This is a genomic window from Stenotrophomonas maltophilia (assembly GCF_006974125.1).
GTDB classification, from domain to species: Bacteria; Pseudomonadota; Gammaproteobacteria; order Xanthomonadales; family Xanthomonadaceae; genus Stenotrophomonas; species Stenotrophomonas maltophilia_O.
In genome coordinates this window covers 1,283,584-1,309,827 of the sequence record NZ_CP037858.1, presented here as the reverse complement: position 1 = coordinate 1,309,827, position 26,244 = coordinate 1,283,584, and the positions used below count along the sequence as shown (strand labels likewise).

The following is a 26,244-nucleotide window of genomic DNA, read 5'->3' as shown; positions in this document are numbered from 1 at the left end:
GCGCGCTCAGCGCACGTCCTGCACCTGGCGCTGGCCGTCCAGCACCACCACGTGGTCGGCCAGGGCGGGCAGGGCATGCAGCGCCTGGCGGCTGACCCGCTCGTAGTACTGCACGAAGCGCTCCAGCTGTGGCCGGCTCATGCCGTGCCGGCCCGGCTGCGCGGCCTGCAGGTTCTGCTCCTGCTGCCAGCGCCAGCGCGGCACCACTGAGAAATCCGGTGGCTGCAGGAACCACAGGCGGTCGCAGCGCTGCCACAGTGCCGGGTAGTCGCGAGCCAGCGCCTGGTTGCACCAGCGCCGCCAGCGGCCATCGGCGTCGGCGTCGCGTTCCAGCGCGTTCAACGGGCTGTCCAGCGCGTCGTCATCCTGTGCGGGCGTGCCCAGGAACCAGCCTTCGAAGACCAGCAGGTCCAGCGGTTGCTGCAGCTGCGGCCATTGCGCTTCGGGCAGCCGTTCATCGGCCAGCTTGTCGAAGCGCGGCATCGCGAAAGGCTGGCGTGCGGCCACGGCGTCCAGCACTGCGTGGGCCAGCGGCAGATCATGGGTGCCCGGCGGGCCGCGGGTGATCAGCAGAGGGTGCATCTGGCGGGCCAGCCGCTGGCGCTGTGCGCGGGTCAGGTAGACATCATCGATCGACAGCGTGGCCGCGTTCAGGCCGCGTGACTGGGCGCGCGCCACCACTTGCGCGGCCAGCGTCGATTTGCCGCTCCCCTGCAGGCCGCTGATCGCCAATACTGGAACCGCTGCACCGCTGCCCAGTGCATCGTCCAGCACCTGTTCGGCCAATGTTTCGGGGAATCCTTTCACCTGGGGCATATACGCAGCAGCGGCCATGCAGCCACAATAGCCCAATCCGTGTGAGAAGAACGCAATCATGAGCGACCTGTACGCCGAAGCCCTGTCCACGTTTGCCGGCCTGTTCGACGAGGCCAAACAGAGCCGCGAGGTCGAGCCGAACGCGATGACCGTGGCCACCGCTGATACGCAGGGCCGTCCCTCGGCACGTACCGTGCTGCTGAAGGCGTTCGACGAGCGTGGTTTCGTCTTCTACACCCACCTGGACAGCCACAAGGGCCAGGAACTGCAGGCCAATCCGCAGGCCGCGCTGTTGTTCCTGTGGCGCAGCCTGCGCGAAGCCGGCATCCAGGTGCGCATCGAAGGCCGTGTCGAGCAGGTTGCCGACGCCGAAGCCGACGCCTATTTCGCCAGCCGCCCGCGCATGAGCCAGATCGGCGCCTGGGCCTCGCAGCAGTCGAAGACGCTGGCAACGCGCGAAGAGTTCGACGCGCGCGTTGCCGAGGTCGAAGCCCGCTTCGAAGGCAAGGACGTGCCGCGCCCGGACGGCTGGAGCGGCCTGCGCGTGGTGCCTGACCGCATCGAGTTCTGGTACGGCGCGCAGTTCCGCCTGCACGAGCGCTGGTGCTACGAAGCCGGTGCCGAAGGGCGCTGGAGCAAGCGGCTTCTGTACCCGTAAGGTCGCATGATGAAGCACCTGCCGCTGTACCGCGTGGTGGTGTTCGTGCCGCCTGCAGCGCTGGACGTGGTGAAGCAGGGCATCCTCGCGGTGGACGCGCTGGCGGCGGGTGACTACGAGCACGGCATGTGGTGGTCGGCGCCGGGGTTCGAGCAGTTCCGTCCGTGCGCGGGCGCGACGCCCGTGCAGGGAGAGGTGGGCCGCACTGAGGTGGTCGGCAGCGTGCGGCTGGAATTCTGCCTGCCGCGCGATCCGCAGCGGCTGCAGCGCATCTTCGAACAGGGCATCGTGCCGCATCACCCGTGGCAGTTGCCGGTGGTGCAGGTGGAGGAGATCGAGCTGCTGCTGGCCGACGGGCGGCTGTTGTAGAGCCGAGCCATGCTCGGCTGCTGTTGCTCTGGCGCGTAAAGCAGTCGAGCATGGCTCGACCCTACAAGAGCGGATTGTCGCATTCGGACCCATGCGCTTCATCTGCGGGCAACCAGCCAACCGGCACACTCCAACGAATGTCTTCGACTTTCGGAGTTGCCATGCCCTCCTGGCGTTGCCTGTTTGCGGTGCCGCCGCCGCGCCGCGGCGTGGAAGCACTCCTGCTGCTGCTCGCGCGCATCGTCGCCGGTGTGATGTTCTGCGTGTCCGGCTGGAACAAGGTGTTCACCGACGCAGGCCGTGAGCGCATGGTGCATACGCTGGTCGATGCCGGCATCCCGTTCCCGGTGTTCAGTGCGCCGGTACTCGGCGCGATTGAGTGGATCGCCGGTGGTCTGCTGGTGCTGGGCCTGCTCAGTCGACCCTCGGCGTTGCTGCTGGCAGGTATCTGCGCGGTGGCTGCACTGACTGATGGCATCGCGCGCATTCCGGCCGGGCTGAGCGTGCCGGATTGGCTGAGCTGGTTCTTCTACCTGAGTGAAGTGCCGCTGGGTGTGCTGCTGTTGTGGATTGCCGCAGTAGGAAGTGGGCGGTTCGCGATCGAAGTGCGCTGGGCGCGCTGATGGCACACACCCTGTAGAGCCGAGCCCATGCTCGGCTGCTTCTGCGGGAAGATCAGCCGAGCATGAGCCCGGCTCTACAGGCCGTCAGCGCGCAGCCAGCGCCACAGCGTGGTGCGTGAGACGCCAAGCACCTGCGCCATGCCCTCGCGATCATTGCGGTGTTCCTGCATCAATGCTTCCAACTGCGCACGCGGCGGGCGCTTGCCGCTGCTTTCCAGCGGGAGTGCCTTCGCACCTTCGCTTGCCAGTTCAGGCGCCAGCTGCAGCAGCCGCGCAGCATCAATCAGCCCTTCACTGGGCTGCCAGTGGATGCGCAGGCGATCCACCAGATTTCGCAGCTCGCGCACATTGCCCGGCCATTCGGCGGCGGTCAGCACGGCCAATGCTTCTTCATCCAGCGGCGCATCGACGCCCCGCAGCTGGCGGAAGAAATGCTGTGCCAACAGTGGGATGTCACCGCGCCGGGCGCGCAGCGAGGGCAGGGCAATGCGCAGCGCGGCCAGGCGGTAATACAGGTCGCGCCGGAAGCTGCCGGCTGCCGCGCGCTGCTCCAGCGATTGCAGGGTGGCGGCGACCACGCGCAGGTCCACCGGGGTCGGTTCGGTGGCGCCCACGCGCAGCACTTCACGTTCTTCCAGCACCCGCAGCAGGCGGGTCTGCAGCGGCAGCGGCAGTTCGCCGATTTCATCCAGGAACAGGGTGCCGCCGTCTGCGGCCTCGACCAGGCCGACGCGGCCACCACGGCGTGCGCCGGTGAAGGCGCCATCGCTGTAACCGAACAGCTCCGCTTCCAGCAGTGATTCGCTGATGGCGCCGCAGTTCAGCGCGACGAAGCGCCCACGACGGCCGCTGCCGGCGTGCAGCTGCCGCGCGACCAGTTCCTTGCCGGTGCCGGTCTCGCCGGTGACCAGCACGGTGCTGTCATGCGGCGCATACAGCGCGATCTGCGCGCGCACCTGGGCCATCGCCTCGCTGTCGCCGAGCAATTCATGTGTGTCGGCACGTGCTGCCGGGCGCCGGCGCGGGGCGGCTCGGTTGCCGCTGGAGCGGGCAAGGGTCTGGGTCAGCTCCAGCGCATGTTCAAACGCTTGCCGCACCGAGTCGGCCGAGTACAGCAGCACGCCGGGCAGGCCGGCCTGTTCGGCGTGGTCGATGGCCATGCCGGTGCCGACGATCACTTCGATGCCGTTGGCGCGCAGGTCGGCAATGCAGTCGCGTGCGTCCTCGCGGGTGACGAAGCGGCGATGCTCGATATCCAGGCCGAAACTCTGCTGGAAGTTGCTGAACACCGGCACGTCGCTGGCGTGGGTGACCAGGCCGATGCGGCTGGCGATGCGCCGCGCACGCGCCAGCGCCTCCATCAGGTCGAAGCCGTTGGCCTGGATCGGCACCAGCGGCAGTTCCAGCCGGCTGCGCAGCCAGGCGGCGTTGGAGCCGCCGGCGATGACCACGTCGCAGTGCTCGCGGCGCAGGCGTTGGCCGATCACATCCACCGCTTCCTCGAAACCGAGGTTGATCTGCTCGATGCGCGCGCGGCGATCGAATTCGGGAATGACATCGCCGAGCAGGCCGGTCAGGCGCGAGACGCTGACCGTCCAGATCACCGGGCGACCGGGGTCGGCGTCGGCGTGGCGCAGGGGTGAGCGGGGCAGGTACATGGCGGCGGGAGGTCGGCGGGATGTTTCATGATACATCCGTTTCAATGTTTCATATGTTTCACTTTTGCATGGCGGTCATCCCCGTGAAATCAACGGCTTGCAGCTTGGCATGGTGCTTGCGCCTACCTATCCGTTCTCCAACCTGGATTGCCGCATGACCGCTTCCACTCCCTTCTCAGCCGGTGCCCGTTTCCGTGAGGCGCTGGCTGCCGAATCGCCGCTGCAGGTGATCGGCGCGATCAACGCCAACCACGCCCTGCTGGCCAAGCGCGCCGGCTTCCGCGCGATCTACCTGTCAGGCGGCGGTGTTGCCGCCGGCTCGCTGGGTCTGCCGGACCTGGGTATCAACACCCTGGAAGACGTGCTGGTGGACGTGCGCCGCATCACCGATGTCTGCGACCTGCCGCTGATGGTCGACATCGACACCGGCTTCGGTCCGAGCGCGTTCAACATCGCGCGCACTGTGAAGTCGCTGATCAAGGCCGGCGCAGCCGCCTGCCACATCGAAGACCAGGTCGGCGCCAAGCGCTGCGGTCACCGCCCGGGCAAGGAAATCGTTTCGCAGGGTGAAATGGTCGACCGCGTGAAGGCCGCTGCCGATGCCAAGACCGATCCGGACTTCTTCCTGATCGCGCGTACCGACGCCATCCAGGTGGACGGCGTGGACAAGGCCATCGAGCGCGCCATCGCCTGCGTCGAGGCCGGTGCCGACGGCATTTTTGCCGAGGCGGCCTACGACCTGGACACCTACCGTCGCTTCGTCGACGCGGTGAAGGTGCCGGTGCTGGCCAACATCACCGAGTTCGGTGCCACCCCGCTGTTCAGCCGCGATGAACTGGCCTCGGCCGGCGTCGCCATCCAGCTGTTCCCGCTGTCTGCCTTCCGCGCCGCCAACAAGGCTGCCGAGAACGTCTACCAGGCGGTGCGCCGCGATGGTCATCAGCGCAACGTGGTGGAGACCATGCAGACCCGCGAAGAACTCTACGACCGCATCGGCTACCACGCCTTCGAGCAGCAGCTCGATGCACTGTTCGCCGCCAAGAAATAAGCAGTACCCTGCACCATCAGTTTTCGGAGGGAAAACATGAACGATACGACCGCAACCCCGACCTTCAAGCCGAAGAAGTCCGTCGCCCTGTCCGGCACCGCTGCCGGCAACACCGCGCTGTGCAGCGTGGGCCGCAGTGGCAACGACCTGCACTACCGTGGCTACGACATCCTGGACCTGGCCAACACCAGCGAGTTCGAGGAAATCGCCTACCTGCTGGTGCATGGCAAGCTGCCGACCCGCGCCGAGCTGGTTTCGTACAAGGCCAAGCTGAAGTCGCTGCGTGGCATCCCGGCTGCGGTGAAGGCGGCGCTGGAAGAGCTGCCGCCGTCGGCGCACCCGATGGACGTGATGCGCACCGGCGTGTCCGTGCTCGGCTGCGTGGCACCGGAGAAGGACGACCACAACCATCCGGGTGCACGCGACATCGCCGACAAGCTGATGGCCAGCCTCGGTTCGATGCTGCTGTACTGGTACCACTGGAGCCACAACGGCCGCGCCATCGACGTGGAAACCGACGATGATTCGATCGGTGGCCACTTCCTGCACCTGCTGCACGGCGAGAAGCCGCAGGAGTCGTGGGTGAAGGCGATGCACACCTCGCTGATCCTGTACGCGGAACACGAGTTCAACGCCTCGACCTTCACCTGCCGCGTCATCGCCGGTACCGGCAGCGACATGTACAGCGCGATCTGCGGTGGCATCGGTGCGCTGCGTGGCCCGAAGCACGGTGGCGCCAACGAAGTGGCGTTCGAGGTGCAGAAGCGCTACGACAACCCCGATGAGGCCGAGGAAGACATCAAGGCGCGCGTCGAGCGCAAGGAAGTGGTGATCGGTTTCGGCCACCCGGTCTACACCGTCTCCGATCCGCGCAACAAGGTGATCAAGGACGTGGCCCGCGAGCTGTCCGAAGAGCAGTCGAGCATGAAGATGTACGACATCGCCGAGCGCCTGGAATCGGTGATGTGGGACATCAAGAAGATGTTCCCGAACCTGGACTGGTTCAGCGCCGTCAGCTACCACATGATGGGCGTGCCGACCGCGATGTTCACCCCCCTGTTCGTGATCGCCCGCACCGCGGGCTGGAGCGCGCACATCGTCGAGCAGCGCATCGACGGCAAGATCATCCGCCCGAGCGCCAACTACATCGGTCCGGAAGATCGCGACTTCGTCGCCATCGACAAGCGCGCCTGATCTACCTGCTGCACCCATCCGGCCGGCCGCGTGCCGGCCGGATGCTTTCGCCGCCGCACCGCCGGCACCCGGCCCGCCCCAAGTACTCCGCCAGCCCATGAATACCGATTACCGCAAGAACCTCCCCGGCAGCGCGCTGGACTATTTCGACGCGCGCGCCGCCGTCGATGCCATCCAGCCCGGCGCCTATGCCACCCTGCCGTACACCTCGCGCGTGCTGGCCGAGAACCTGGTGCGCCGCTGCGATCCGGCCACGCTCAGCGACTCGCTGAAGCAGCTGATCGAGCGCCGTCGCGACCTCGATTTCCCGTGGTTCCCGGCGCGCGTGGTCTGTCACGACATCCTCGGCCAGACCGCGCTGGTGGACCTGGCCGGCCTGCGTGATGCGATCGCTGACAAGGGCGGCGACCCGGCCAAGGTCAATCCGGTGGTGCCGGTGCAGCTGATCGTCGATCATTCGCTGGCGGTGGAGTGCGGTGGTTTCGATCCGCAGGCGTTCGAGAAGAACCGCGCCATCGAGGACCGTCGCAATGAGGACCGCTTCCACTTCATCGACTGGACCAAGCTGGCCTTCGAGAACGTGGACGTGATTCCGCCGGGCAACGGCATCATGCACCAGATCAATCTGGAGAAGATGTCGCCGGTGGTCTACGTACAGGACGGCGTCGCCTTCCCCGATACCTGCGTGGGCACCGACAGCCATACCCCGCACGTGGATGCGCTGGGCGTGATCGCGATTGGTGTTGGCGGCCTGGAGGCAGAGAACGTGATGCTCGGCCGTGCCTCGTGGATGCGCCTGCCCGACACCGTCGGCGTCGAACTGAGCGGCCGCCCGCAGCCGGGCATCACCGCCACCGACGTGGTGCTGGCCTTGACCGAGTTCCTGCGCAAGGAACGTGTGGTCGGTGCCTGGCTTGAATTCTTCGGCGAGGGTGCTGCGGCACTGACCATCGGTGACCGCGCCACCATCTCCAACATGTGCCCGGAATATGGCGCCACCGCCGCCATGTTCTACATCGACGCACAGACCACCGATTACCTGCGCCTGACCGGCCGCGAGGAATCGCAGGTGGCGCTGGTTGAGAACTACGCGCGCACCACCGGCCTGTGGGCCGATGACCTGGCCACCGCGCAGTACGAGCGCGTGCTGCGCTTCGACCTGTCCAGCGTGGTGCGCAACATGGCCGGCCCGTCCAACCCGCACAAGCGCGTGGCCACCGCCGAGCTGGCCGAGCGCGGCATCGCCGACGAAGCCAAGCTGGAAGCGGGCAAGGCCGAGCAGGCGCAGGGCCTGATGCCCGATGGCGCCGTGATCATTGCCGCCATCACCAGCTGCACCAATACCTCCAACCCGCGCAACGTGATTGCTGCCGCACTGCTGGCGCGCAACGCCAACGCGCGTGGCCTGCAGCGCAAGCCGTGGGTGAAGTCGTCGCTGGCGCCGGGCTCGAAGGCCGTGCAGCTGTACCTGGAAGAATCCGGCCTGCTGCCGGACCTGGAGCAGCTCGGCTTCGGCATCGTCGCCTTCGCCTGCACCACCTGCAACGGTATGAGTGGTGCGCTGGACCCGCAGATCCAGCAGGAAATCATCGACCGTGACCTGTATGCCACGGCCGTGCTGTCGGGCAACCGTAACTTCGATGGCCGCATCCATCCGTATGCGAAGCAGGCCTTCCTGGCCTCGCCGCCGCTGGTGATCGCCTACGCCATCGCCGGCACCGTCCGCTTCGATATCGAGAAGGACGTGCTGGGCGTGGATGCCGATGGCAACGAGGTGCGCCTTAAGGACATCTGGCCGAGCGACGCCGAGATCGACGCGGTGGTGAAAGCCTCGGTGAAGCCCGAGCAGTTCCGCAAGGTCTACAACCCGATGTTCAACGTGCGCGTGGAGCATGGCGCCGCGGTCAGCCCGCTGTACGACTGGCGCCCGCAGAGCACCTACATCCGCCGCCCGCCGTACTGGGAGGGTGCACTGGCCGGTGAGCGTACGCTGGCAGGGATGCGCGCGCTGGCGGTGCTGCCGGACAACATCACCACCGACCACCTGTCGCCGTCCAACGCGATCATGGCCTCCAGCGCCGCCGGCGAATACCTGGCGAAGATGGGTCTGCCGGAAGAGGACTTCAATTCCTACGCGACCCACCGCGGTGACCACCTGACCGCGCAGCGCGCCACGTTCGCCAACCCGAAGCTGTTCAACGAGATGGTGCGCAACGACGACGGCAGCGTGAAGCAGGGTTCGCTGGCGCGCGTGGAGCCGGAAGGCAAGGTGATGCGCATGTGGGAGGCGATCGAGACCTACATGGACCGCAAGCAGCCGCTGATCATCATCGCCGGTGCCGACTACGGCCAAGGCAGCTCGCGTGACTGGGCCGCCAAGGGCGTGCGCCTGGCCGGCGTGGAAGCGATTGTGGCCGAGGGCTTCGAACGCATCCACCGCACCAACCTGATCGGCATGGGCGTGCTGCCGCTGGAGTTCAAGCCCGGCACCACCCGCCTGACCCTGGGCATCGACGGCACCGAGACCTTTGACGTGATCGGCGAGCGCACCCCGCGTGCCGAGCTGACCCTGGTCATCCACCGCCGCGACGGCCAGGACGTGATCGTGCCGGTCACCTGTCGCCTGGACAGCGACGAGGAAGTGGCGATCTATGAGGCCGGCGGCGTGCTGCAGCGCTTCGCCCAGGACTTCCTGGAAGGGGCCAAGGTGGCGTGATGCCGGGCTGAATGCCTGCCCCCGGAGACCGGGGGCGGGCTTGTCCGACACCAGGGCAGGGCGCACACTGACTTGGCAAAAACTGCCAAAGGAGAGTTTCATGGCCACCATGAACATTTCGCTGACCGACCCGCTCAAGCAGTTCGTGGACGAGGAAGTGCGCGAAGGCGGCTACTCCAGCACGTCGGACTATGTGCGCGACCTGATCCGCCAGCGACAGCGCAGCAAGGCCGAAGAACTGCTCAAGCAGCTGATTGCCGAGGGGCTGGCTTCTGGTCCTTCGGCACCTCTGGCGCCGGATCACTTTGACAAGCTCCGTGAGCGTGCACGGAACCGCAAGTGAAACCTTCGCACTGGTCCCCTGCAGCGGTTCGAGATCTTGACCAGGCAGCAGCTTGGTATGCAGATCAGGGCGGAGAAGTGCTGGAAATCGGCTTCATCGATGCGGTGGAATCCGTCGTCAAGCTGATCGAGGCCCACCCAGGTGCTGGTTCCGCACTGCATGCGGATCTATTGCCCTCGCTGCCAACGCCATTGCGTTTTCATCCGGTTCGTCGCTTCGACGGCTACCTGGTCTACTACGTGGAGCTACCTGCGCACGTTTCCATCGTGCGCATCTGGAACGCTTCGCGGGGCATGGAAGCACTGTTCGAAGACGAGGAGCTCAACCCCGATATTGGTTCGTCGCATCCAGGATACTGATCCATGACCTTCCTCCCGCAACTCCGTATTCCCGCCACCTACATGCGCGGTGGCACCAGCAAGGGCGTGTTCTTCCGCCTGCAGGACCTGCCCGAAGCCGCGCAGCTGCCGGGTGCCGCACGCGATGCGCTGCTGATGCGCGTGATCGGCTCGCCCGATCCGTATGGCAAGCAGACCGATGGCATGGGCGGTGCAACGTCCAGCACCAGCAAGTGCGTGATCATCTCCACCGCTTCTGTGCCGGACCACGATGTGGACTACCTGTACGGTCAGGTCTCGATCGATACCGCATTCGTCGACTGGAGCGGAAACTGCGGCAATCTCAGCACTGCGGTGGGTCCGTTCGCGATCGCCAACGGGCTGATCGATCCCGTCCGCGTGCCACGCGATGGCCTGTGCACCGTGCGCATCTGGCAGGCCAATATCGGCAAGACCATCATCGCCCACGTGCCGATGCGCGATGGCGAAGTGCAGGAAATCGGCGATTTCGAATTGGACGGCGTCACCTTCCCGGCGGCCGAGATCCAGCTCGAATTCATCGATCCGTCCGATGACGGCGATGCGGGCGCGATGTTCCCCACCGGCAACCTGGTCGATACCCTGGATGTGCCGGGCGTGGGCAGCTTCGAGGTGACCATGATCACCGCCGGCATTCCGACCATCTTCCTCAACGCCGCCGACCTGGGCTACACCGGCACCGAGCTGCAGCCGGCGATCAACGAGGACAAGGGAGCACTGGAGCGCTTCGAGAAGATCCGCGCCTACGGCGCCTTGCGCATGGGGCTGATCAAGAGCCTGGAAGACGCGGCGACCCGCCAGCACACGCCGAAGGTGGCCTTCGTGGCACCGGCACAGGACTACGTGTCGTCCAGTGGCAAGGCGATTCCGGCGTCGGCCATCGACCTGCACGCGCGTGCGTTGTCGATGGGCAAACTGCACCACGCGATGATGGGTACCGCCGCCGTAGCGATCGGCACTGCAGCGGCGATTCCGGGCACCCTGGTCAATCGTGCGGCTGGTGGTGGCGAACGCGAAGCGGTGACCTTCGGTCATCCCTCCGGCACGCTGCGCGTCGGCGCGCAGGCTGGCCTCGTTGACAGCCAGTGGACGGTGACCAAGGCCATCATGAGCCGCAGCGCCCGCGTATTGATGGAAGGCAAGGTGCGCGTGCCGGCCGAGTGACGCGTTGGTAAACGCCAACCAAGGTTGGCGACTACCGAACCGCGGAGACCGATTGCTTTGGTAGATGCCAACCTTGGTTGGCATGGTGCACGGGCAACCGTGTACCCCGACCAGGAGACCTGCGATGTCTGACAGCCACACCCCATCCAACGAGCATGCAGCGTGGGATGCGCTGCTGGTGGATATCGTCGATTACGTGCGTGATGCCCGCATCGACTCGCCGCTGGCCTTCCAGACCGCACACCACTGCCTGCTCGACACGCTGGGCTGCGGGCTGGAAGCACTGTCCTTCCCGGCCTGCAGCAAGCTGCTCGGTCCACTGGTGCCGGGCATCAGCGTGGTCAACGGCGCGCGTGTACCGGGTACGCACTACGTGCTGGACCCGGTGCAGGCGGCCTTCAACCTCGGCGCGATGGTGCGCTGGCTGGATTTCAACGACACCTGGCTGGCCGCCGAGTGGGGCCATCCTTCAGACAATCTTGGCGGCATCCTGGCCGTGTGCGATTGGCTGGGGCGCAACGCGCAGGCCCTGCGCCGCCCGCCGCCGACCCTGCACGACGTGCTGCTGGCGATGATCAAGGCGCACGAGATCCAGGGCGTGCTGGCGCTGCAGAATTCCTTCAACCGGGTCGGGCTGGACCATGTGGTGCTGGTCAAGGTCGCCACCACCGCGGTGGTCTCGCAGCTGCTCGGGCTGGACCGCGAGCGCATGCTCAATGCGCTGTCACTGGCCTGGGTCGACGGCCAGGCGTTGCGGACCTACCGGCACGCGCCCAACACCGGCTCGCGCAAGAGCTGGGCGGCGGGCGATGCAACCAGCCGCGGCGTGCGCCTGGCGCTGATGGCTGCCAGCGGCGAGATGGGCTACCCCAGCGTGCTCAGCGCACCCACCTGGGGTTTTGAAGCGGTGTCGATGCATGGCAAGGCACTGACGCTGGAGCGACCGCTGGGCAGCTATGTGATGGAGAACGTGCTGTTCAAGATCAGCTACCCGGCCGAGTTCCACGGCCAGACCGCGGTGGAGGCGGCGATTGCGCTGCACCAGCAACTGCGCGCGATGGGGCGGCGGGTCGAGGACATCGCGCACATCGCCATCCGCACCCAGGAAGCCTGCATCCGCATCATCGACAAGCAGGGGCCGCTGCATAATCCGGCTGACCGCGACCACTGCGTGCAGTACATGGTCGCCATCGCCCTGCTGCACGGGCGGCTGGTGGCCGAGGACTACGAGGATGACGTCGCCGCCGACCCGCGCATCGACGCGCTGCGCGCGAAGATGACCTGTCAAGAGGATCCGCAGCTCAGCGCCGATTACCTGGACCCGGACAAGCGCAGCATCGCCAACGGCCTGAGCGTGCGCTTCAGCGATGGAATGGAGCTGCCGGAGGTGCTGGTGGAGTATCCGCTCGGCCACGCTCGCCGCCGCGAGGAAGGTATTCCCCTGCTGATGGACAAGTTCCGCCGGCACCTGGCCCACTGCTTCCCGACCGCCCAGCAGCAGCGCATCCTGGCCGCTTCGCTGGACCCGGTGGCGCTGGCGGCGATGCCGGTGACCGACTACGTGGACCTGTACCTGCCGGGGTAGCAACGCCTTGGTGGATCTGATGCCACGTCTGCTTGCCGGGCACGTGGCTCGGCTGCTTTGGTAGGTGCCAACCTTGGTTGGCACGGCCGACGCCAACCAGGGTTGGCGACTGCCGGACTGCCGGACTGCCGGCCAGCGGCCGGCACTACCTGCAGCTGGGGCAATTGCCGAATTCGCGTCAACACCTTGACGCGGCCCGCCTATAATGGCCACCTCGATCAAGGAGTGACGACATGAGCGGTCCGGCACGGCGGAAGCGGTGGGGATGGGCGGCGGCGGTACTGGCAGGAGGCCTGTTGCTGGGCCTGGCCGGCTGCCGCAACGACAGCGGGCAGCTGCCCAAGGCCAGCGGTGAAGCCATCACCACCAAGGCCGAGCAGGTGAAGGAGTTCACCCTGCTGCGTGCCTACCCGGACCAGAAGAATGACGGCTTGTCGCTGGCGCTGGAGTTCTCGCGTCCGCTGGTCGGTACCCAGGATTTCGACAAGCTGGTGCGCTTCGAAGAGAAGGTCGGCACCGACGACAGCAGCTGGACGCTGTCCGATGACGGCCTGACCCTGCGCTACCCGTTCGTCGAGGCCGGCAAGGAATTCAGCCTGGTGGTCTCGCCCGACCTGCTGGCCGCAGATGGCAGCCGCCTGGGCAAGGAGCTGAAGCAGAAGGTGTTCAGCGGCGAGCTGAAGCCGGTAGTCGGTTTCGCGTCGCAGGGCAGCGTGCTGCCGGCCAAGGACAGCCGTGGCCTGCCGGTGGTGTCGGTGAACGTGCCGGAGGTCGATGTCGAGTTCCTGCGCGTGCGCGAGAAGGACCTGCCAACCTTCTTCAGCCAGTACCAGCGTGGCGGCCGCCGTGGCAGCTGGGAACTGAGCAGCGACTACGAGCGCAGCCCGATCAACAAGCTGGCCGAGCCGGTCTACGTCAACCGCTTCATTCTTGGCGGCAAGAAGAATGAGCGGGTGCTGACCTACCTGCCAACCCAGGACATCAAGGAACTGCAGGAGCCGGGCCTGTACTTCGCCCTGCTCAAGCGCACCGGCGACTACGAAGGCGAATTCGATACCGCGTTCTTCTCGGTCAGCGACATCGGCCTGCATACCCGTGCCTACAAGGACAAGCTGTTCGTCCACACCGCCGGCCTGAAGGACGGTGCGCCACTGAAGGGCATCGACCTGCGCGTGCTGGATGCGAAGGGCGAGGTGGTGCTCAAGGGCAGCACCGACGGCAATGGCAATGCGCTGCTGAACTACACCCTGGATGCCACCCACGTGCTGGTCGCCAGCAGTGGCAAGGACACCAGCTTCCTGCCGTTCAACCAGCCGGCGCTGGACCTGAGCGAGTTCGCCGTGGCTGGCCGTGACAACGCCTGGTTCGATGTCTACGCCTGGTCCGGCCGCGACCTGTACCGCCCGGGCGAGACCGTGCGCCTGTCCGCGCTGCTGCGCGACAACGACGGCAAGCCGGTCAAGGCACAGCCGGTGTTCCTGCGCCTGAAGCAGCCCGACGGCAAGACCTTCCGCGAGACCCGCCTGCAGCCGGGTGAACAGGGCTACATCAATTTCGAGCAGGTCATTCCCGCCGAGGCGCCGACCGGGCGCTGGCAGGTCGAGTTCCGTACCGACCCGGCCAGCAAGGAAGCGATCCAGGGCATGACCCTGCGCATCGAGGAGTTCCTGCCAGAGCGCATGAAGCTGGACCTGGACAGTGCGCAGAAGACGCTGAAGCCGGGCGAGGACCTGCGCCTGCAGGCCAATGGTGCCTACCTGTACGGTGCACCGGCCGACGGCAACCGCTTCACCGCGCGCATGGCGGTAGCCGCCGAGCAGCGGCCGGTGGAAGGGCTGCCGGGCTACTTCTTCGGCGACCCGACCCTGCAGCTGCCGCGCGAAGCCAAGGACGTGGTCGATACCACGCTGCCGGGCAACGGCCAGCTGCGCGAGGACGTGGCGCTGCCGGAAGAGGCGGCCAAGGCCAAGGCGCCGATCGCCGTGGTGCTGTCCGGCAGCCTGTACGAGACCGGTGGCCGTACGGTCACCCGCACCCTGAAGCGGGTGATGTGGCCGGCCAATGCGCTGGTGGGCGTGCGCCCGCTGTTCAACCCTGAGGACGGCGCTGATTCCAACGGCAACGCGCGCTTCGAACTGATGCGCGTGGATGCTGCCGGTACGCCGCAGCCGGCCAAGGGCCTGAAGATCACCCTGGTGCGCGAACTGCGCGATTACCACTGGACCTTCAACGACAACCGCTGGGACTACGATTTCACCCGCCGCTTCGAGAACAAGGAAACGCGCACCGTCGATGCCGGCAGCAGCGCGGTCGCCTTCGATTTCCCGGTGGAGTGGGGCGAGTACCGGGTGGACGTGTTCGATCCGTCCACTGGCCTCACCAGCCGCTATCCGTTCCGCGCGGGCTGGAGCTGGGGTGACGACAACCGTGGCCTGGACGCGCGCCCTGACAAGATCAAGCTGGGCCTGGACAAGACCGGCTACAAGGCGGGCGACACGCTCGAGGTGACGGTGACCCCGCCGCACGCCGGCAAGGGCATCCTGATGGTCGAGACCGACCGCATGCTGTATGTGCAGGACATCGAGGCCAAGCCGGGTTCGACCTTCAGGATCCCGGTCACCGCCGACTGGGAGCGCCACGACGTCTACATCACCGCGCTGGTGTTCCGTGGCGGCAGTGCGCCGAGCAAGATCACCCCGGCCCGTGCCGTGGGCGTGGTGCACGTGCCGATGGACCGCAAGGGCCGCACCGTGGCCGTCGGCCTGGCAGCGCCCAAGCAGATGCGACCGGAACAGGACCTGCCGGTGACGGTCAGCGCGCCGCAGCTGGCCGGCAAGATGGCGCACGTCACCGTCTCTGCGGTGGATGTGGGCATCCTCAACATCACCCGCTTCCCGGTGCCCGATGCCGGCGCGCACTTCTTCGCCCAGCGTCGCCTCGGCATCGATGCCTACGACATCTACAGCCGGGTGATCGAGAGCTTCGATGGCGGCGCCGGCAAGCTGAAGTTCGGTGGCGACATGGCGCTGCAGGCACTTCCGCAGGCCAAGCGCCCGACCGCACGCGTGCAGACCGTGGACCTGTTCTCCGGCCCGGTGCAGCTCGACGCCAAGGGCATCGCCCGCATCCGCCTGAAGGTGCCGGACTTCAACGGCACGCTGCGGGTGTCGGCACTGGTCTACAGCGATGACCAGTACGGCAAGCGCGACGTGGAAACCGTGGTGCGCGCGCCGATCCTGGCCGAAGCCAGCATGCCGCGTGTGCTCGCCCCGGGCGACCGCAGCACCGTGACCCTGGACGTGCAGAACTTCACAGGCAAGCCGGGCCAGTTCAACGTGAAGGTGGACACCGAGGGCCCGCTGACCCTGGGCGAGGGTAGTCGCAGCGTGCAGTTGAATGCCGATGCCAAGACCACGTTGAGCTTCCCGCTGTCCGCACGCGAAGGCCACAGCGTGGCCAAGGTGCGGGTGCGCGTGGACGGCAACGGCTTCAAGGCCGACCGCCGCTACGATCTGCCGGTGCGTGCGGCATGGCCGCAGGTGCTGCGTTCGCAGGTGCGCACGCTGGATCCGCTGGCTGCGGTCAGCCTCGACAACAGCCTGACCGAGGGCCTGATGTCCGAGTCGGTGAACGCGCGGCTGCTGGTCAGCCCGCTGCCGCCGATTCCGTTCGCCAGCGCACTGCAGGGCGCGCTGAACTATCCCTACGGCTGTGCCGAGCAGACCACCAGCAAGGGCTATGCCGCGCTGATCCTGGACCAGGCGACGTCGTCGATGCTCGGCGCCGATGGCCTGGACGCCAAGGCCCGCCGTGAACGCATGGAAGGTGCGTTCGGTCGCCTGGCGTCCATGCAGGTGGCCAATGGCAACTTCTCGATGTGGGGTGACGACGGCTACGTGAATCCGTGGCTGACGCCGTATGTCACCGAGTTCCTGCTCGATGCCAAGGACGCCGGCTTTGCGGTGCCCGACAACGTGCTGCAGAAGGCACTCAACCGCCTCAGCGAGGACCTGCTGTCCGGTGGCAACCAGTTCTACGGCCAGGATGACCGCGAGAAGCTGACGTTCTCCAACAAGGCGTATTCGGGCTATGTGCTGGCCCGGGTCAACCGCGCACCGCTGGGTACCCTGCGCGCGCTGTACGACAACGAGCGCAGCAAGGCAGTCGGCGGCCTGTCACTGGTCCACCTGGGCGTGGCGCTGTCGCTGCAGGGCGATGCCAAGCGTGGCCAGGCGGCACTGGCGGCGGCCTTCGCCAAGTCCAGCAGCGAACGTCCGTCGTACTTCGGCGACTACGGCAGCGCGATCCGCGATGACGCACTGATGATCGCGCTGACGCACGAGAACAAGCTGGCCAAGCCGGCCTGGGACGCGCGTGCGGTCGATCTGGGCCGTGGCCTCGATGCGCGCCGCAGTGCCGGCTGGATGTGGTTGAGTACGCAGGAACAGGTAGCCATTGCCCGCCTCGGCAAGGCCCTGGCGGCCAACCAGAAGGCACTGGTGGCCGGTGAACTGGTGATCGGTGGCAACAGCGAGTCCGTCGGCGAGCGCAAGCTGTTCGGCCGCAACTTCACCGCCAGCGAACTGGCCAGCGGCGTGCGCTTCACCCCGCAGGGCCAGCCGCCGATGTTCGCCAGCATCGACGTGGCCGGCATCCCGCGCAGTGCACCGGCGCCGGACAACAGCGTGCTGGGCATCGAACGCAGCTACTACGGTACCGATGGCAAGCCGTGGTCGCCGCGCCCGCTGAAGGAAGGTGAAGCCCTGATCGTGCGCGTCACTGTCACCGCCGACACCACCATGCCGGATGCACTGCTGACCGACCTGCTGCCGGCCGGCCTGGAGATCGAGAACTTCAACCTGGGTGACGCCAAGCAGTGGGCCGATGTGGTGGTCGATGGCATCACCATCAGCGACCGCGGTGAAGCGGCCGATACCAAGCACGAGGAGTTCCGCGACGACCGCTATGTGGCCGCGCTGAAGCTCTCGCGTGGCAGCAAGGCCAACGTGTTCTACCTGGTACGCGCGGTGACGCCGGGAACCTACTCGGTGCCGCCGCCGCTGGTGGAGGACATGTACCGGCCGCAGCTGCGTGGCGTCGGCCGCAGCAACCCGACCACGATCACGGTGGTGCAGCCGTGATCCCACGGATGGGCCGCGACGGCGCGGCCCGTCCTGCGGGCACTACGCAATGAAAGACGCAATGAAGACCCGGCTGGCGGCACTGCGCCGCCGGCTGCGGCCGCTGTGGCCGTGGTTGCGCTGGGGTACGGCCGCCACGCTGGCGCTGCTGCTGGTGCTGGATCTCGCCTTCCCGCCGCCGCTGCCGAAGCAGCGCGATACCAGCACGCTGGTGGTGTCGGCGGACGGCACACCGCTGCGTGCGTTCGCCGATGCCGAGGGCGTGTGGCGCTATCCGGCCTCGGTCGACAGCGTCTCGCCGCTGTACCTGCAGGCGCTGCTGACCTACGAGGACCGCTGGTTCTGGAGGCACCCGGGCATCAACCCGCTGGCGATCCTGCGCGCCAGCGGCCAGCTGCTGCGCGGCGGCCGCATTGTGTCCGGTGGCTCGACCCTGACCATGCAGGTCGCGCGCATCCTCGACCCGCACACACGCACCCCCTGGGGCAAGCTCAAGCAGATGCTGCGTGCGGTACAGCTGGAAGTGCACCTGAGCAAGCGGCAGATCCTGGCCCTGTACCTGGAGCGCGCGCCGTACGGCGGCACCATTGAAGGCGTGGAAGCCGCCAGCTGGGCCTATCTGGGCAAGCCGGCGGCGCAGCTGTCGCATGCCGAGGCCGCGCTGCTGGCGGTGCTGCCGCAGGCGCCGAGCCGGCTGCGTCCGGACCGCCATCCGGAAGCGGCACAGAGGGCGCGCGACAAGGTGCTGTCACGCATGGCCGAACTGGGTGCATGGACACCGGAAGAGGTGGAAGACGCGCGCATCGAGAACGTGGTGGCGCGCTCGCTGCGGCCGCCGCTGCATGCTGCATTGCTGGCGCAGCGCCTGCACTCGGCGCATCCGGGCCAGGCACGCATCCAGAGCAGCATCGACATCGGGCTGCAGCGTACGTTGGAAGAACGCGTGGCCAGCTATTTCTCGACGCTGCCCGAGCGCACTTCGGCGGCCCTGCTGGTGATCGACAACCAGACCCTTCAGGCGCGTGCCTACGTCGGTACGTTGTCCTTTGGCGACCGCCAGCGGCTTGGCCACGTGGACATGGTGCAGGCCTGGCGTTCGCCCGGCTCCACGCTCAAGCCGTTCCTGTATGCAATGGCGCTGGACGATGGCCTGATCCATTCGGAGAGCCTGCTGGTCGATGCGCCGCAGAGTTTCGGCAGCTATCGGCCGGGCAATTTTGATATGGCCTTCAATGGGCCGATCGGCGCCTCCAGCGCATTGCGGCTGTCACTCAACGTGCCCTCGGTGGACCTGCTGCAGCGGGTCGGGGCCGCCCGCTTCGCCGCGCGGCTGTCGCACGCAGGCATCCAGCTGCGCTTCCCGCCGGGCAGCACACCCAACCTGTCGCTGATCCTGGGTGGCACCGGCGCGCGCCTGGAAGACCTGGTTGGCGCCTTCGCCGCACTCAACCGCAACGGCATCGCCGGGCGTGTGCGCTACACCGATGACGAGCCGATGATCGAGCGGCGCCTGGCTTCGCCGGGTGCCAGCTGGATCGTGCGCGAGATGCTGGAATCGAATCCACGCCCGGGGTACAGCATCGGCACCTTCGATGTCGGTGCCCGCCCGCGCGTTGCGTGGAAGACCGGCACCAGCTATGGCTACCGCGATGCGTGGGCGATCGGCAGTACCCGCCATTACACCGTGGGCGTGTGGGTGGGACGGCCCGACGGCACGCCGCTGCCGGGGCAGTATGGTGCGGTCACCGCGCTGCCGTTGATGTTCGAGGTGGTGGACAGCCTGCCGCGCCAGCGCGGAGACTCGGCCGCTGCGCCGATGCCGGCCAGCGTCAGCCAGGAAGACGTCTGCTGGCCAACCGGTGAGCGTGCCGAGGGTCTGCCTGCTTCGCTTTGCCAGCGGCGGATGCCGGCCTACCTGCTGGAGGGGGCGGCACCACCGACCTTCCCCGAGCGCGAGGCGCGGCGCTGGCAGCCGGGCCGGCAGCGCTACCTTGCCGATGCGCGTACCGGGCTGCGCGTGTCAGCCGATTGCCGCTTGCCGCATGAAGAAGTCGCGCGCGAGATCGCGCGCTGGCCAGCGTTGCTGTCGCCGTGGTTGTCCAAGGCCACGCGCGACGCCTCGCAGCTGCCGGCGCTGTCGCCGGACTGCCGTGATGATGGCCGTGAGGCCAGCGTCGCACTGCACATCGATGGGCTCAACGACGGCGCTGCACTGGCGCGGGCCCCCAATGCGGATCATGGCGTGCGCCTGCAGCTGCGCGCGCTGGGCAGCGAGCAGGGCGTGGACTGGTTGCTGGATGGCCGATGGATCGCGCAGACCCACGGTGCGCAGCTGATGCAGCGCGAGTTCGCCGAGCCAGGCGCACACACCCTGACCGCGTTGGCCGCTGATGGCGCGTGGACGCAGGTACGGTTCAACGTCCTGCGGTAGATGCCGACCTTGGTCGGCGCTCGGTTCAACGCCAACGACACCGCCGCGCTCTGGTAGGCGCCAACCTTGGTTGGCACGCGGCAAAGGCGCCCACCAAGGTGGGCATCTACCAGATCATTCGCCGATCCACCCGTCCAGCAGGTCGGCGAACTCGTCGGCGTGCTCTTCTTCCTGCGCCAGGATCTCTTCCAGGATGCGCTTGGTGGTGGTATCGCGGTCGCCGATGAAGTTGATCATCTCGCGGTAGCTGTCGATGGCGATGCGTTCGGCCACCAGGTTCTCGCGGACCATATCGCGCAGGTCGCTTCCTTCCTTGTACTCGGCGTGCGAGCGCGTGGTCAGCGTGTCAGGGTTGAAGTCGGGCTCTCCGCCGAGCTGGACGATGCGCTCGGCCAGCTTGCCGGCGTGCGCCTGTTCCTGCTGTGCATGCTCGAGGAACTCGGCTTTCACCGCATCGGCCAGCATGCCCTTGGCCATGAAGTAATGCCGGTAGTAGCGCAGCACGCAGACGTACTCGGTGGCCAAGGCGTCGTTGAGCAGCTTGATCACTACCTTGCGGTCGGCGCTGTAGCTGTCGGTGATCGCGCCGTCCTCGATGTTGCGCCGGGCGCGATCACGCAGGGTCTTGCGGTCGCTGATGCCGGGAATCCTCGCGGCGGGCTTGCTGGCTTTGGCTGGCTTGCTGGACATGGCTGGCCGTTCCCTCTTGCGGTGGAGAATCAGGTGGGCAGGTGCTCCAGCACGTACTCGGCCGAAGACACTTCGAACTGGCCGGGCTGTTCGACCCACGCCGCGCGCACCACGCCATCGACCACGTACAGTGCGAAGCGGCGCGAGCGGATGCCCATGCCCGAGGCGCTGGCATCGAGCTCCAGGCCGAGCGCGCGGGTCAGTTCGGCATTGCCGTCGGACAGCATCAGCAGGCCGTCGGGCACATTCTGGTCGGCCGCCCATGCCTTCATCACGAACGGGTCGTTGACCGCCACGCAGTAGACGTCGATGCCGCGCTGGCGGAACGCCTGGAACTTCTCGACGTAGCCGGGCAGGTGACGGGCCGAACAGGTCGGGGTGAACGCACCGGGCACGGCGAACAGGACCACCTTGCGCGCGTCGAACAGCGAATGCGTGTCAAGCGTTTCGATGCCCTCGCGGATGCGCTTGAGGGTCACTTCCGGAATACGGTCGCCAACGTGGATGGTCATGGGGAACTCCTTGCAGGGGCAGGCTAGTGGGCCGGATGGGACAGGGGCGTCAAGACATTGGAAACCCGGTGTGCAGGCCCCATCTTCAGGCTTTGCGGCGAGGGCTTCCAGCCACAGCCTGGGGCAGGGCGATGGCAGCCGCATTGCGCAGGATCAGTCGGCCTCACCGGGGCCGCACGAAGGGCGGCGTAGCATCGCCGGCGCGTAGAATGAACCCGGGGCGGCGCCACCGGCGCGGCCGAAGCGAATCGAGGTAGCTGGATGGAATTCAAGGATTACTACGCCACCCTGGGGGTGGAACCGAGCGCGGGCGAGGCGGAGATCAAGACCGCCTACCGCCGGCTGGCACGCAAGTACCACCCGGACGTCAGCAAGGAGGCCGGGGCCGAAGACAAGTTCAAGGCGGTCAACGAGGCCTACGAGGCGCTGCGCGATCCTGAAAAGCGCGCGGCCTACGACCAGCTGCGCGCGCAGGGCTATCGCCCGGGCGAGGAGTTCAACGTGCCGCCGAACTACGGCGGCGCCGGTGGTTTCAATTTCGAGGAAGTGTTCGGTGGTGGCGGCCCCAACGGCGGCTTCAGCGACTTCTTCGAAAGCCTGTTCGCGCGCCAGCGCGGCGGCGGAGCCGGTCCGGGCCCGGGTTTCAGCAGCCAGGGCCATGCGCCCAACCGCGACACCCGCGCCAAGCTGTCGGTGCCACTGGAAGCGGCCTACAGCGGCGACAGCCTGCGCATCACCGTCAACGGCAAGCAGCTGGACGTGCGCGTGCCCAAGGGCATCCGTCCGGGCCAGGTGATCCGTCTGGCCGGTCAGGGCAACCATGGCGGCAACCTGCTGCTGGAAGTGGAATACGCCGCCCACCCGCAGTTCGAGGTTGACGGCCGCAACATCCTCTATACGCTGCCGGTCACGCCGTGGCAGGCCGCGCTGGGCACCAGTATCAGCGTGCCGACCCTGGGCGGCGCGGTGGAACTGAAGATCCCGGCCGATTCCGATGCCGGGCGCAAGCTGCGCCTGCGCGGGCGTGGCCTGCCGGGCAATCCGGACGGCGACCAGATCGTCGAGATCGAGATCGTGGCCCCGGCCGCGACCGACGAGGCGCAGAAGAAGGCGTACCGGAACCTGGCCAAGGCCTTCGGCGAGTCAATCTGAGCACGCCTTGCGGTAGTGCCGGCCGCTGGCCGGCAATTTCATTGCCCTGGACGGTGATGCGTGGTGGCCGGCCAGCGGCCGGCACTACCGCGCGCGTCTCAGCCCTGGCCGGCGAACACGCGTTCCAGGACCTCGGACAGTTCGTCTTCCGAGAACGGCTTGGTGATGTACGCCTTGGCGCCCTGGCGCATGCCCCACATGCGGTCGGTGTCCTGGTCCTTGGTGGTCACCAGGATCACCGGAATGTGCCGGGTGGCCTCGTCGCGGGCGAGGGTGCGGGTGGCCTGGAAACCGTTGAGGTTGGGCATCACCACGTCCATCAGGACCAGGTCGGGCAGCTCGGCCTTGGCGGTTTCGACCCCGGCGGCGCCATCGGTGGCGGTCAGGATCTGGTGCCCGAGCTTCTCGACGATGCGCTGTATCCCCAACAGCTGCGACGGTGAGTCGTCGACGATCAGAATGCGTGCCATGTTGTTCCCCATGTAATGCCCGCAGTGTAGTGCGGGCACATTACTGGCGGGAGGGCCGCGTCTGCCGTCCGTCGCCTGCCTGCGACGTTCAGTCGATCCGCACCACGGTGCGGCCCAGCGAACCACCGGCCAGCATCCGCTCGAACACGGCGGGAAGACCATCGAGGCCGACTTCGGCGGTGCAGATGCGGTCCAGCTGCTGCGGCTTCCAGTCGCTGCCCAGTCGCGACCACACTTCTTCGCGCAGCCCGCGCGGTGCATTGGCCGAAGACACGCCGAGCAGCGAGACGCCGCGCAGGATGAACGGCATCACCGTCATGTCCAGCGTCGGGCTGGCCGCCAGACCGGCACTGACCACGCTGCCGTAGGGCACGGTCTGCGCCAGCAGGCTGGCCAGCATGTCGCCTCCGGCATTGTCGAGGCCTCCGCCGAAGCGGGCCGACTGCAGGGGGCCGGTATCGGACAGCGCGTCGCGTGGCAGTACCTCGGTGGCGCCGATGGCGTGCAGGAAGTCGGTCTGGTCGGGTTTGCCGCTGACCGCGTGCACGCTGTAGCCGGCACGGCTGAAGATCGACAGCGCCAACGCACCGACGCCGCCGCTCGCGCCTGTGACCGCCAGCGGGCCGAGTTCCGGGGTCTGCCGGTTGTCCTGCATGCGCAGCAGGGCCAGCGCCGCAGTGAAGCCGGCGGTGCCCAGCACCATTGCCTCGCGCGGGGTCAGCCCGGCCGGCTGGGCGATCACCGCGCGCGATTCCAGCCGCACGTACTGGCTGTAGCCGCCATCACGGGTCTCGCTGAGGCCGCAGCCGGTGGCCAGCACCGCGTCGCCTTCACGCCAGTCCGGGTCGGTGCTGGCGACCACGGTACCGGCGACGTCGATGCCGCCCACCAGCGGGAAACGGCGCAGGATCTTCCCCTTGCCGGTGCCGGCCAGGGCATCCTTGTAGTTGACCGAGGACCAGTGGGCGCGGATCAGCACCTGGCCGGGGTTGAGGTCGTCGACACCCAGCTGGGCCAGGCCGCTGCGGTAGCCGGCGTCGTCGTTTTCGATGCGGAAGGCGGTGAACGGGGTGGTGGGGGCCATCGGCGTTGCCTGACTTCGAGGAAAACGCCACCTTACCCCGTTGCCCCCCTTTCGATCCTGCCGATCCGCCCCATCTTGTATGATCGGTGATGGTTTCACGGCTGGTGGTGCGGGAAGGGCCCGCGCCGCAGCCCAAATCTTGATGGAGCGTGCATGGCCTGGAATACACCCGGCGGCAACAAGGGCGGACAAGGCCCCGAGGACAATCGACGCGGGCCGTTCGGGTCGCGCGGCGGTGGCAATGGTGGTGGCTGGGGCGGACTGCCCGGGCCACTGAAGGACCTGTTCGACGGCGGCATCGTGCGTTGGGTGGTGGCGGCCGTGGTGCTGCTGGTGCTGTTCTCCAGCTTCCAGCTGATCGGCGAACAGCAGCGTGGCGTGGTGCTGCGCTTCGGCCAGTTCTCGCGCATCCTGCAACCCGGCCCGAACTTCAAGCTGCCGTGGCCGATTGAGTCTGTCACCAAGGTCAACGCCACCGAGATCAAGACCTTCTCGATCCAGGTGCCGGTGCTGACCCGCGACGAGAACATCGTCAACGTCTCGCTGAACGTCCAGTACCGCATCGACGACCCGCAGCAGTACCTGTTCGGCACCGTTGATGCCAACCAGGTGCTGGAGCAGTCGGCGCAGAGCGCGGTGCGCGAGGAAGTCGGCCGTGCCGACCTCAACGCGGTACTGAACAATCGTGGCCCGCTGGCCGTGGCTGCCGAAGAGCGCCTGCAGGCGCTGCTGAAGGCGTTCAAGACCGGCCTGACCGTGACCGGCCTGACCCTGCAGGACGCCCGTCCGCCGGAAGAGGTGAAGCCGGCCTTCGACGAGGTCAACGGTGCCCAGCAGGTCAAGGAACGCCTGATCAACGAAGCCCAGGCCTACGCCGCCAAGGTCGTGCCGGAAGCCCGAGGCCAGGCCTCGCGCGCCCGTACCACCGCCGAAGGCTACAAGCAGGCCGTGGTGTCCAAGGCCGAGGGTGATGCGCAGCGCTTCAGCCTGTTGCAGGCCCAGTACAAGGACGCCCCGGAAGTGACCCGCAAGCGCCTGTGGCTGGAGACCGTGCAGCAGGTGCTGAGCGAGAACCGCAAGGTGATCGGTGGCGATGGCCGTCAGCTGATCTACGTGCCGATGACCGGCGATACCCGTCCCAGCACGTCGGCTCCGGCCGCAGTGGCCAACCCGGACGTGGTGATGCCGTCGCTGCCGGGTGCAGCGGCGGAAGCTTCCCGTGATCCGGGCCGGCCGGTGGGCCGCCCGACCGGGCGACCGAGTGGCCGTGAGGAGGGCAGCCGATGAAGAGTCCAATCTGGATCGCCGTGATCGTGGCGGTGGTGCTGGGCCTGCTCGGCTCGGTGTACGTGGTCCGTGAGGACCAGACCGCCATGGTGCTGAACCTGGGCAAGGTGGTGCGTTCGGACATCAAGCCGGGCCTGCATTTCAAGGTACCGGTGGTGGAAACGGTGAAGGTCTTCGACCGCCGCTTCCAGGTGCTCGACACTGCCCCGGCGCGTTACTTCACCGCCGAGCAGAAGGACGTCAGCGTCGACTTCTTCGCCATCGGTTACATCTCCAACGTGGGTGACTACTTCCGTGCCACCGGCGGCGATCCGCGCATCGCCAACGCCCGCCTGGCGCCGATCATCACCGACTCGCTGCGCAACCAGATCAACTCGCGCACCCTGCAGCAGCTGGTTTCCGGCGACCGTAGCGAGCTGATCGCCGAGCAGCTGAAGGGGATCAACGAAGCCGTGGCCGGCCTGGGCATGCAGATGATCGACCTGCGCATCAAGCAGGTGGACCTGCCGACCGACAGCCAGGTGATCAATGACGTGTATGAGCGCATGCGCGCCCAGCGCAAGCAGGAAGCCGCCAAGCTGCGTGCGGAGGGCGAGGAGCAGTCGCTGACCATCCGTGCCCAGGCCGACCGTGACAGCACCGTGCTGATCGCCGAAGCCGAGCGTGATGCCCAGCGCCTGCGCGGTGAAGGCGATGCCGATGCAGCCCGCATCTACGGCAAGGCCGGCTCGGCCGACCCGTCGTTCTACGCGTTCTACCGCAGCCTGGAGGCCTACCGTGGCTCCATGACCGACGGCAACGGCGTAATCGTGCTGGACAAGAACGACCCGTTCCTGCAGTACCTGAAGAACGACCGCTGAAGTCGCAGAGCATTACCCCACGGGGCCCGGCTGAATGCCGGGCCCCGTGCTTTTTCCGGAGTCCCC

General features: G+C 67.1%; 21 protein-coding genes. 15 read left to right on the top strand and 6 right to left on the bottom strand.

The features are described 5' to 3' along the window. Positions 1 to 6: 6 nt before the first annotated feature. Entirely contained in the window at positions 7 to 834 is an 828-nt protein-coding gene (locus EZ304_RS06040; RefSeq protein WP_142806556.1) for a kinase, read from the bottom strand. Between the two features lie 40 nt (positions 835 to 874). On the opposite strand from EZ304_RS06040, the gene pdxH reads away from it, so the two are divergent. The 3 genes from pdxH to EZ304_RS06025 all read left to right on the top strand — a co-directional run bounded on the left by pdxH (position 875) and on the right by EZ304_RS06025 (position 2,466). After that, positions 875 to 1,474 carry a pyridoxamine 5'-phosphate oxidase gene (pdxH, locus tag EZ304_RS06035; protein ID WP_142806555.1) on the top strand — a complete coding sequence of 200 codons (600 nt, stop codon included), beginning with the start codon at positions 875 to 877 and terminating at the stop codon, positions 1,472 to 1,474. Positions 1,475 to 1,483: 9 nt separating this feature from the next. Beyond that, the gene (locus EZ304_RS06030; protein ID WP_142806554.1) at positions 1,484 to 1,843 is read left to right on the top strand and encodes a hypothetical protein; all 360 of its coding nucleotides are present in this window, start codon (positions 1,484 to 1,486) and stop codon (positions 1,841 to 1,843) included. Positions 1,844 to 2,004: 161 nt separating this feature from the next. Further along, positions 2,005 to 2,466, top strand: a complete 462-nt coding sequence (locus tag EZ304_RS06025; protein WP_142806553.1) for a DoxX family protein — start codon at positions 2,005 to 2,007, stop codon at positions 2,464 to 2,466. A gap of 74 nt (positions 2,467 to 2,540) precedes the next feature. Here the strand turns inward: EZ304_RS06025 and prpR are convergent, their stop codons facing one another. Further along, entirely contained in the window at positions 2,541 to 4,124 is a 1,584-nt protein-coding gene (prpR, locus tag EZ304_RS06020) for a propionate catabolism operon regulatory protein PrpR (RefSeq protein WP_142806552.1), read from the bottom strand. A 154-nt stretch (positions 4,125 to 4,278) separates the two neighbouring features. Between prpR and prpB the strand changes: the two genes are divergently transcribed. The 9 genes from prpB (at position 4,279) to pbpC (ending at position 20,123) form a co-directional block, all read left to right on the top strand. Continuing rightward, on the top strand, positions 4,279 to 5,172 hold the full coding sequence (gene prpB / locus EZ304_RS06015) for a methylisocitrate lyase (RefSeq protein WP_010482769.1): 894 nt from the start codon (positions 4,279 to 4,281) through the stop codon (positions 5,170 to 5,172). 36 nt (positions 5,173 to 5,208) lie between these two features. Then, a complete protein-coding gene (gene prpC, locus EZ304_RS06010) occupies positions 5,209 to 6,366 on the top strand; it encodes a bifunctional 2-methylcitrate synthase/citrate synthase (protein WP_142806551.1) in 1,158 nt (385 codons plus the stop codon). 97 nt (positions 6,367 to 6,463) lie between these two features. Then, the gene (acnD, locus tag EZ304_RS06005) at positions 6,464 to 9,082 is read left to right on the top strand and encodes a Fe/S-dependent 2-methylisocitrate dehydratase AcnD (RefSeq protein ID WP_142806550.1); all 2,619 of its coding nucleotides are present in this window, start codon (positions 6,464 to 6,466) and stop codon (positions 9,080 to 9,082) included. A gap of 100 nt (positions 9,083 to 9,182) precedes the next feature. Further along, positions 9,183 to 9,425 (top strand): type II toxin-antitoxin system ParD family antitoxin, encoded by a 243-nt coding sequence (locus EZ304_RS06000; protein WP_005410653.1) that lies wholly within the window; start codon positions 9,183 to 9,185, stop codon positions 9,423 to 9,425. Then, the gene (locus EZ304_RS05995; protein ID WP_099555325.1) at positions 9,422 to 9,784 is read left to right on the top strand and encodes a type II toxin-antitoxin system RelE/ParE family toxin; all 363 of its coding nucleotides are present in this window, start codon (positions 9,422 to 9,424) and stop codon (positions 9,782 to 9,784) included. The genes EZ304_RS06000 and EZ304_RS05995 overlap by 4 nt, the downstream gene beginning before the upstream one ends. 3 nt (positions 9,785 to 9,787) lie before the next feature. Continuing rightward, positions 9,788 to 10,966 (top strand): 2-methylaconitate cis-trans isomerase PrpF, encoded by a 1,179-nt coding sequence (gene prpF / locus EZ304_RS05990; RefSeq protein WP_142806549.1) that lies wholly within the window; start codon positions 9,788 to 9,790, stop codon positions 10,964 to 10,966. Positions 10,967 to 11,090: 124 nt separating this feature from the next. Further along, positions 11,091 to 12,551 carry a bifunctional 2-methylcitrate dehydratase/aconitate hydratase gene (locus EZ304_RS05985; RefSeq protein ID WP_142806548.1) on the top strand — a complete coding sequence of 487 codons (1,461 nt, stop codon included), beginning with the start codon at positions 11,091 to 11,093 and terminating at the stop codon, positions 12,549 to 12,551. A 233-nt stretch (positions 12,552 to 12,784) separates the two neighbouring features. Next, positions 12,785 to 17,692, top strand: coding sequence for an alpha-2-macroglobulin family protein (locus EZ304_RS05980; protein ID WP_142806547.1), 4,908 nt, complete (start codon positions 12,785 to 12,787; stop codon positions 17,690 to 17,692). Positions 17,693 to 17,741: 49 nt separating this feature from the next. Further along, a complete protein-coding gene (pbpC, locus tag EZ304_RS05975; protein WP_142806546.1) occupies positions 17,742 to 20,123 on the top strand; it encodes a penicillin-binding protein 1C in 2,382 nt (793 codons plus the stop codon). A gap of 114 nt (positions 20,124 to 20,237) precedes the next feature. On the opposite strand, the gene EZ304_RS05970 is transcribed toward pbpC, so the two are convergent. Then, positions 20,238 to 20,813 (bottom strand): ferritin-like domain-containing protein, encoded by a 576-nt coding sequence (locus EZ304_RS05970; protein ID WP_099555336.1) that lies wholly within the window; start codon positions 20,811 to 20,813, stop codon positions 20,238 to 20,240. 29 nt (positions 20,814 to 20,842) lie between these two features. Further along, on the bottom strand, positions 20,843 to 21,325 hold the full coding sequence (locus tag EZ304_RS05965; RefSeq protein WP_099555338.1) for a peroxiredoxin: 483 nt from the start codon (positions 21,323 to 21,325) through the stop codon (positions 20,843 to 20,845). A gap of 261 nt (positions 21,326 to 21,586) precedes the next feature. On the opposite strand from EZ304_RS05965, the gene EZ304_RS05960 reads away from it, so the two are divergent. Further along, the gene (locus tag EZ304_RS05960; protein WP_099555340.1) at positions 21,587 to 22,477 is read left to right on the top strand and encodes a DnaJ C-terminal domain-containing protein; all 891 of its coding nucleotides are present in this window, start codon (positions 21,587 to 21,589) and stop codon (positions 22,475 to 22,477) included. A 98-nt stretch (positions 22,478 to 22,575) separates the two neighbouring features. Here EZ304_RS05960 and pilH read toward each other — a convergent pair whose 3' ends face one another. Both pilH and EZ304_RS05950 read right to left on the bottom strand, forming a co-directional pair. Beyond that, positions 22,576 to 22,947 carry a twitching motility response regulator PilH gene (gene pilH, locus EZ304_RS05955; protein ID WP_005410644.1) on the bottom strand — a complete coding sequence of 124 codons (372 nt, stop codon included), beginning with the start codon at positions 22,945 to 22,947 and terminating at the stop codon, positions 22,576 to 22,578. An 88-nt stretch (positions 22,948 to 23,035) separates the two neighbouring features. Continuing rightward, entirely contained in the window at positions 23,036 to 24,031 is a 996-nt protein-coding gene (locus tag EZ304_RS05950; protein WP_142806545.1) for a YhdH/YhfP family quinone oxidoreductase, read from the bottom strand. A 153-nt stretch (positions 24,032 to 24,184) separates the two neighbouring features. On the opposite strand from EZ304_RS05950, the gene hflK reads away from it, so the two are divergent. Then, positions 24,185 to 25,318 (top strand): FtsH protease activity modulator HflK, encoded by a 1,134-nt coding sequence (gene hflK / locus EZ304_RS05945; protein WP_005410642.1) that lies wholly within the window; start codon positions 24,185 to 24,187, stop codon positions 25,316 to 25,318. Beyond that, the gene (gene hflC, locus EZ304_RS05940; protein ID WP_010482785.1) at positions 25,315 to 26,178 is read left to right on the top strand and encodes a protease modulator HflC; all 864 of its coding nucleotides are present in this window, start codon (positions 25,315 to 25,317) and stop codon (positions 26,176 to 26,178) included. The genes hflK and hflC overlap by 4 nt, the downstream gene beginning before the upstream one ends. Positions 26,179 to 26,244: the final 66 nt, after the last annotated feature.

Excerpts from the sequence above, each read along its gene's own strand:
- EZ304_RS05950 (WP_142806545.1), bottom strand. The coding sequence starts at position 24,031 with ATGGCCCCCACCACCCCGTTCACCGCCTTCCGCATCGAAAACGACGAC.
- prpF (WP_142806549.1), top strand. The coding sequence starts at position 9,788 with ATGACCTTCCTCCCGCAACTCCGTATTCCCGCCACCTACATGCGCGGT.
- hflK (WP_005410642.1), top strand. The coding sequence starts at position 24,185 with ATGGCCTGGAATACACCCGGCGGCAACAAGGGCGGACAAGGCCCCGAG.
- prpC (WP_142806551.1), top strand. The coding sequence starts at position 5,209 with ATGAACGATACGACCGCAACCCCGACCTTCAAGCCGAAGAAGTCCGTC.
- pdxH (WP_142806555.1), top strand. The coding sequence starts at position 875 with ATGAGCGACCTGTACGCCGAAGCCCTGTCCACGTTTGCCGGCCTGTTC.
- hflC (WP_010482785.1), top strand. The coding sequence starts at position 25,315 with ATGAAGAGTCCAATCTGGATCGCCGTGATCGTGGCGGTGGTGCTGGGC.
- prpR (WP_142806552.1), bottom strand. The coding sequence starts at position 4,124 with ATGTACCTGCCCCGCTCACCCCTGCGCCACGCCGACGCCGACCCCGGT.
- prpB (WP_010482769.1), top strand. The coding sequence starts at position 4,279 with ATGACCGCTTCCACTCCCTTCTCAGCCGGTGCCCGTTTCCGTGAGGCG.
- EZ304_RS06025 (WP_142806553.1), top strand. The coding sequence starts at position 2,005 with ATGCCCTCCTGGCGTTGCCTGTTTGCGGTGCCGCCGCCGCGCCGCGGC.
- EZ304_RS06000 (WP_005410653.1), top strand. The coding sequence starts at position 9,183 with ATGGCCACCATGAACATTTCGCTGACCGACCCGCTCAAGCAGTTCGTG.
- pilH (WP_005410644.1), bottom strand. The coding sequence starts at position 22,947 with ATGGCACGCATTCTGATCGTCGACGACTCACCGTCGCAGCTGTTGGGG.
- EZ304_RS05985 (WP_142806548.1), top strand. The coding sequence starts at position 11,091 with ATGTCTGACAGCCACACCCCATCCAACGAGCATGCAGCGTGGGATGCG.
- acnD (WP_142806550.1), top strand. The coding sequence starts at position 6,464 with ATGAATACCGATTACCGCAAGAACCTCCCCGGCAGCGCGCTGGACTAT.
- EZ304_RS05960 (WP_099555340.1), top strand. The coding sequence starts at position 21,587 with ATGGAATTCAAGGATTACTACGCCACCCTGGGGGTGGAACCGAGCGCG.
- EZ304_RS06040 (WP_142806556.1), bottom strand. The coding sequence starts at position 834 with ATGGCCGCTGCTGCGTATATGCCCCAGGTGAAAGGATTCCCCGAAACA.
- EZ304_RS05980 (WP_142806547.1), top strand. The coding sequence starts at position 12,785 with ATGAGCGGTCCGGCACGGCGGAAGCGGTGGGGATGGGCGGCGGCGGTA.
- EZ304_RS05965 (WP_099555338.1), bottom strand. The coding sequence starts at position 21,325 with ATGACCATCCACGTTGGCGACCGTATTCCGGAAGTGACCCTCAAGCGC.
- EZ304_RS06030 (WP_142806554.1), top strand. The coding sequence starts at position 1,484 with ATGAAGCACCTGCCGCTGTACCGCGTGGTGGTGTTCGTGCCGCCTGCA.
- EZ304_RS05970 (WP_099555336.1), bottom strand. The coding sequence starts at position 20,813 with ATGTCCAGCAAGCCAGCCAAAGCCAGCAAGCCCGCCGCGAGGATTCCC.
- pbpC (WP_142806546.1), top strand. The coding sequence starts at position 17,742 with ATGAAAGACGCAATGAAGACCCGGCTGGCGGCACTGCGCCGCCGGCTG.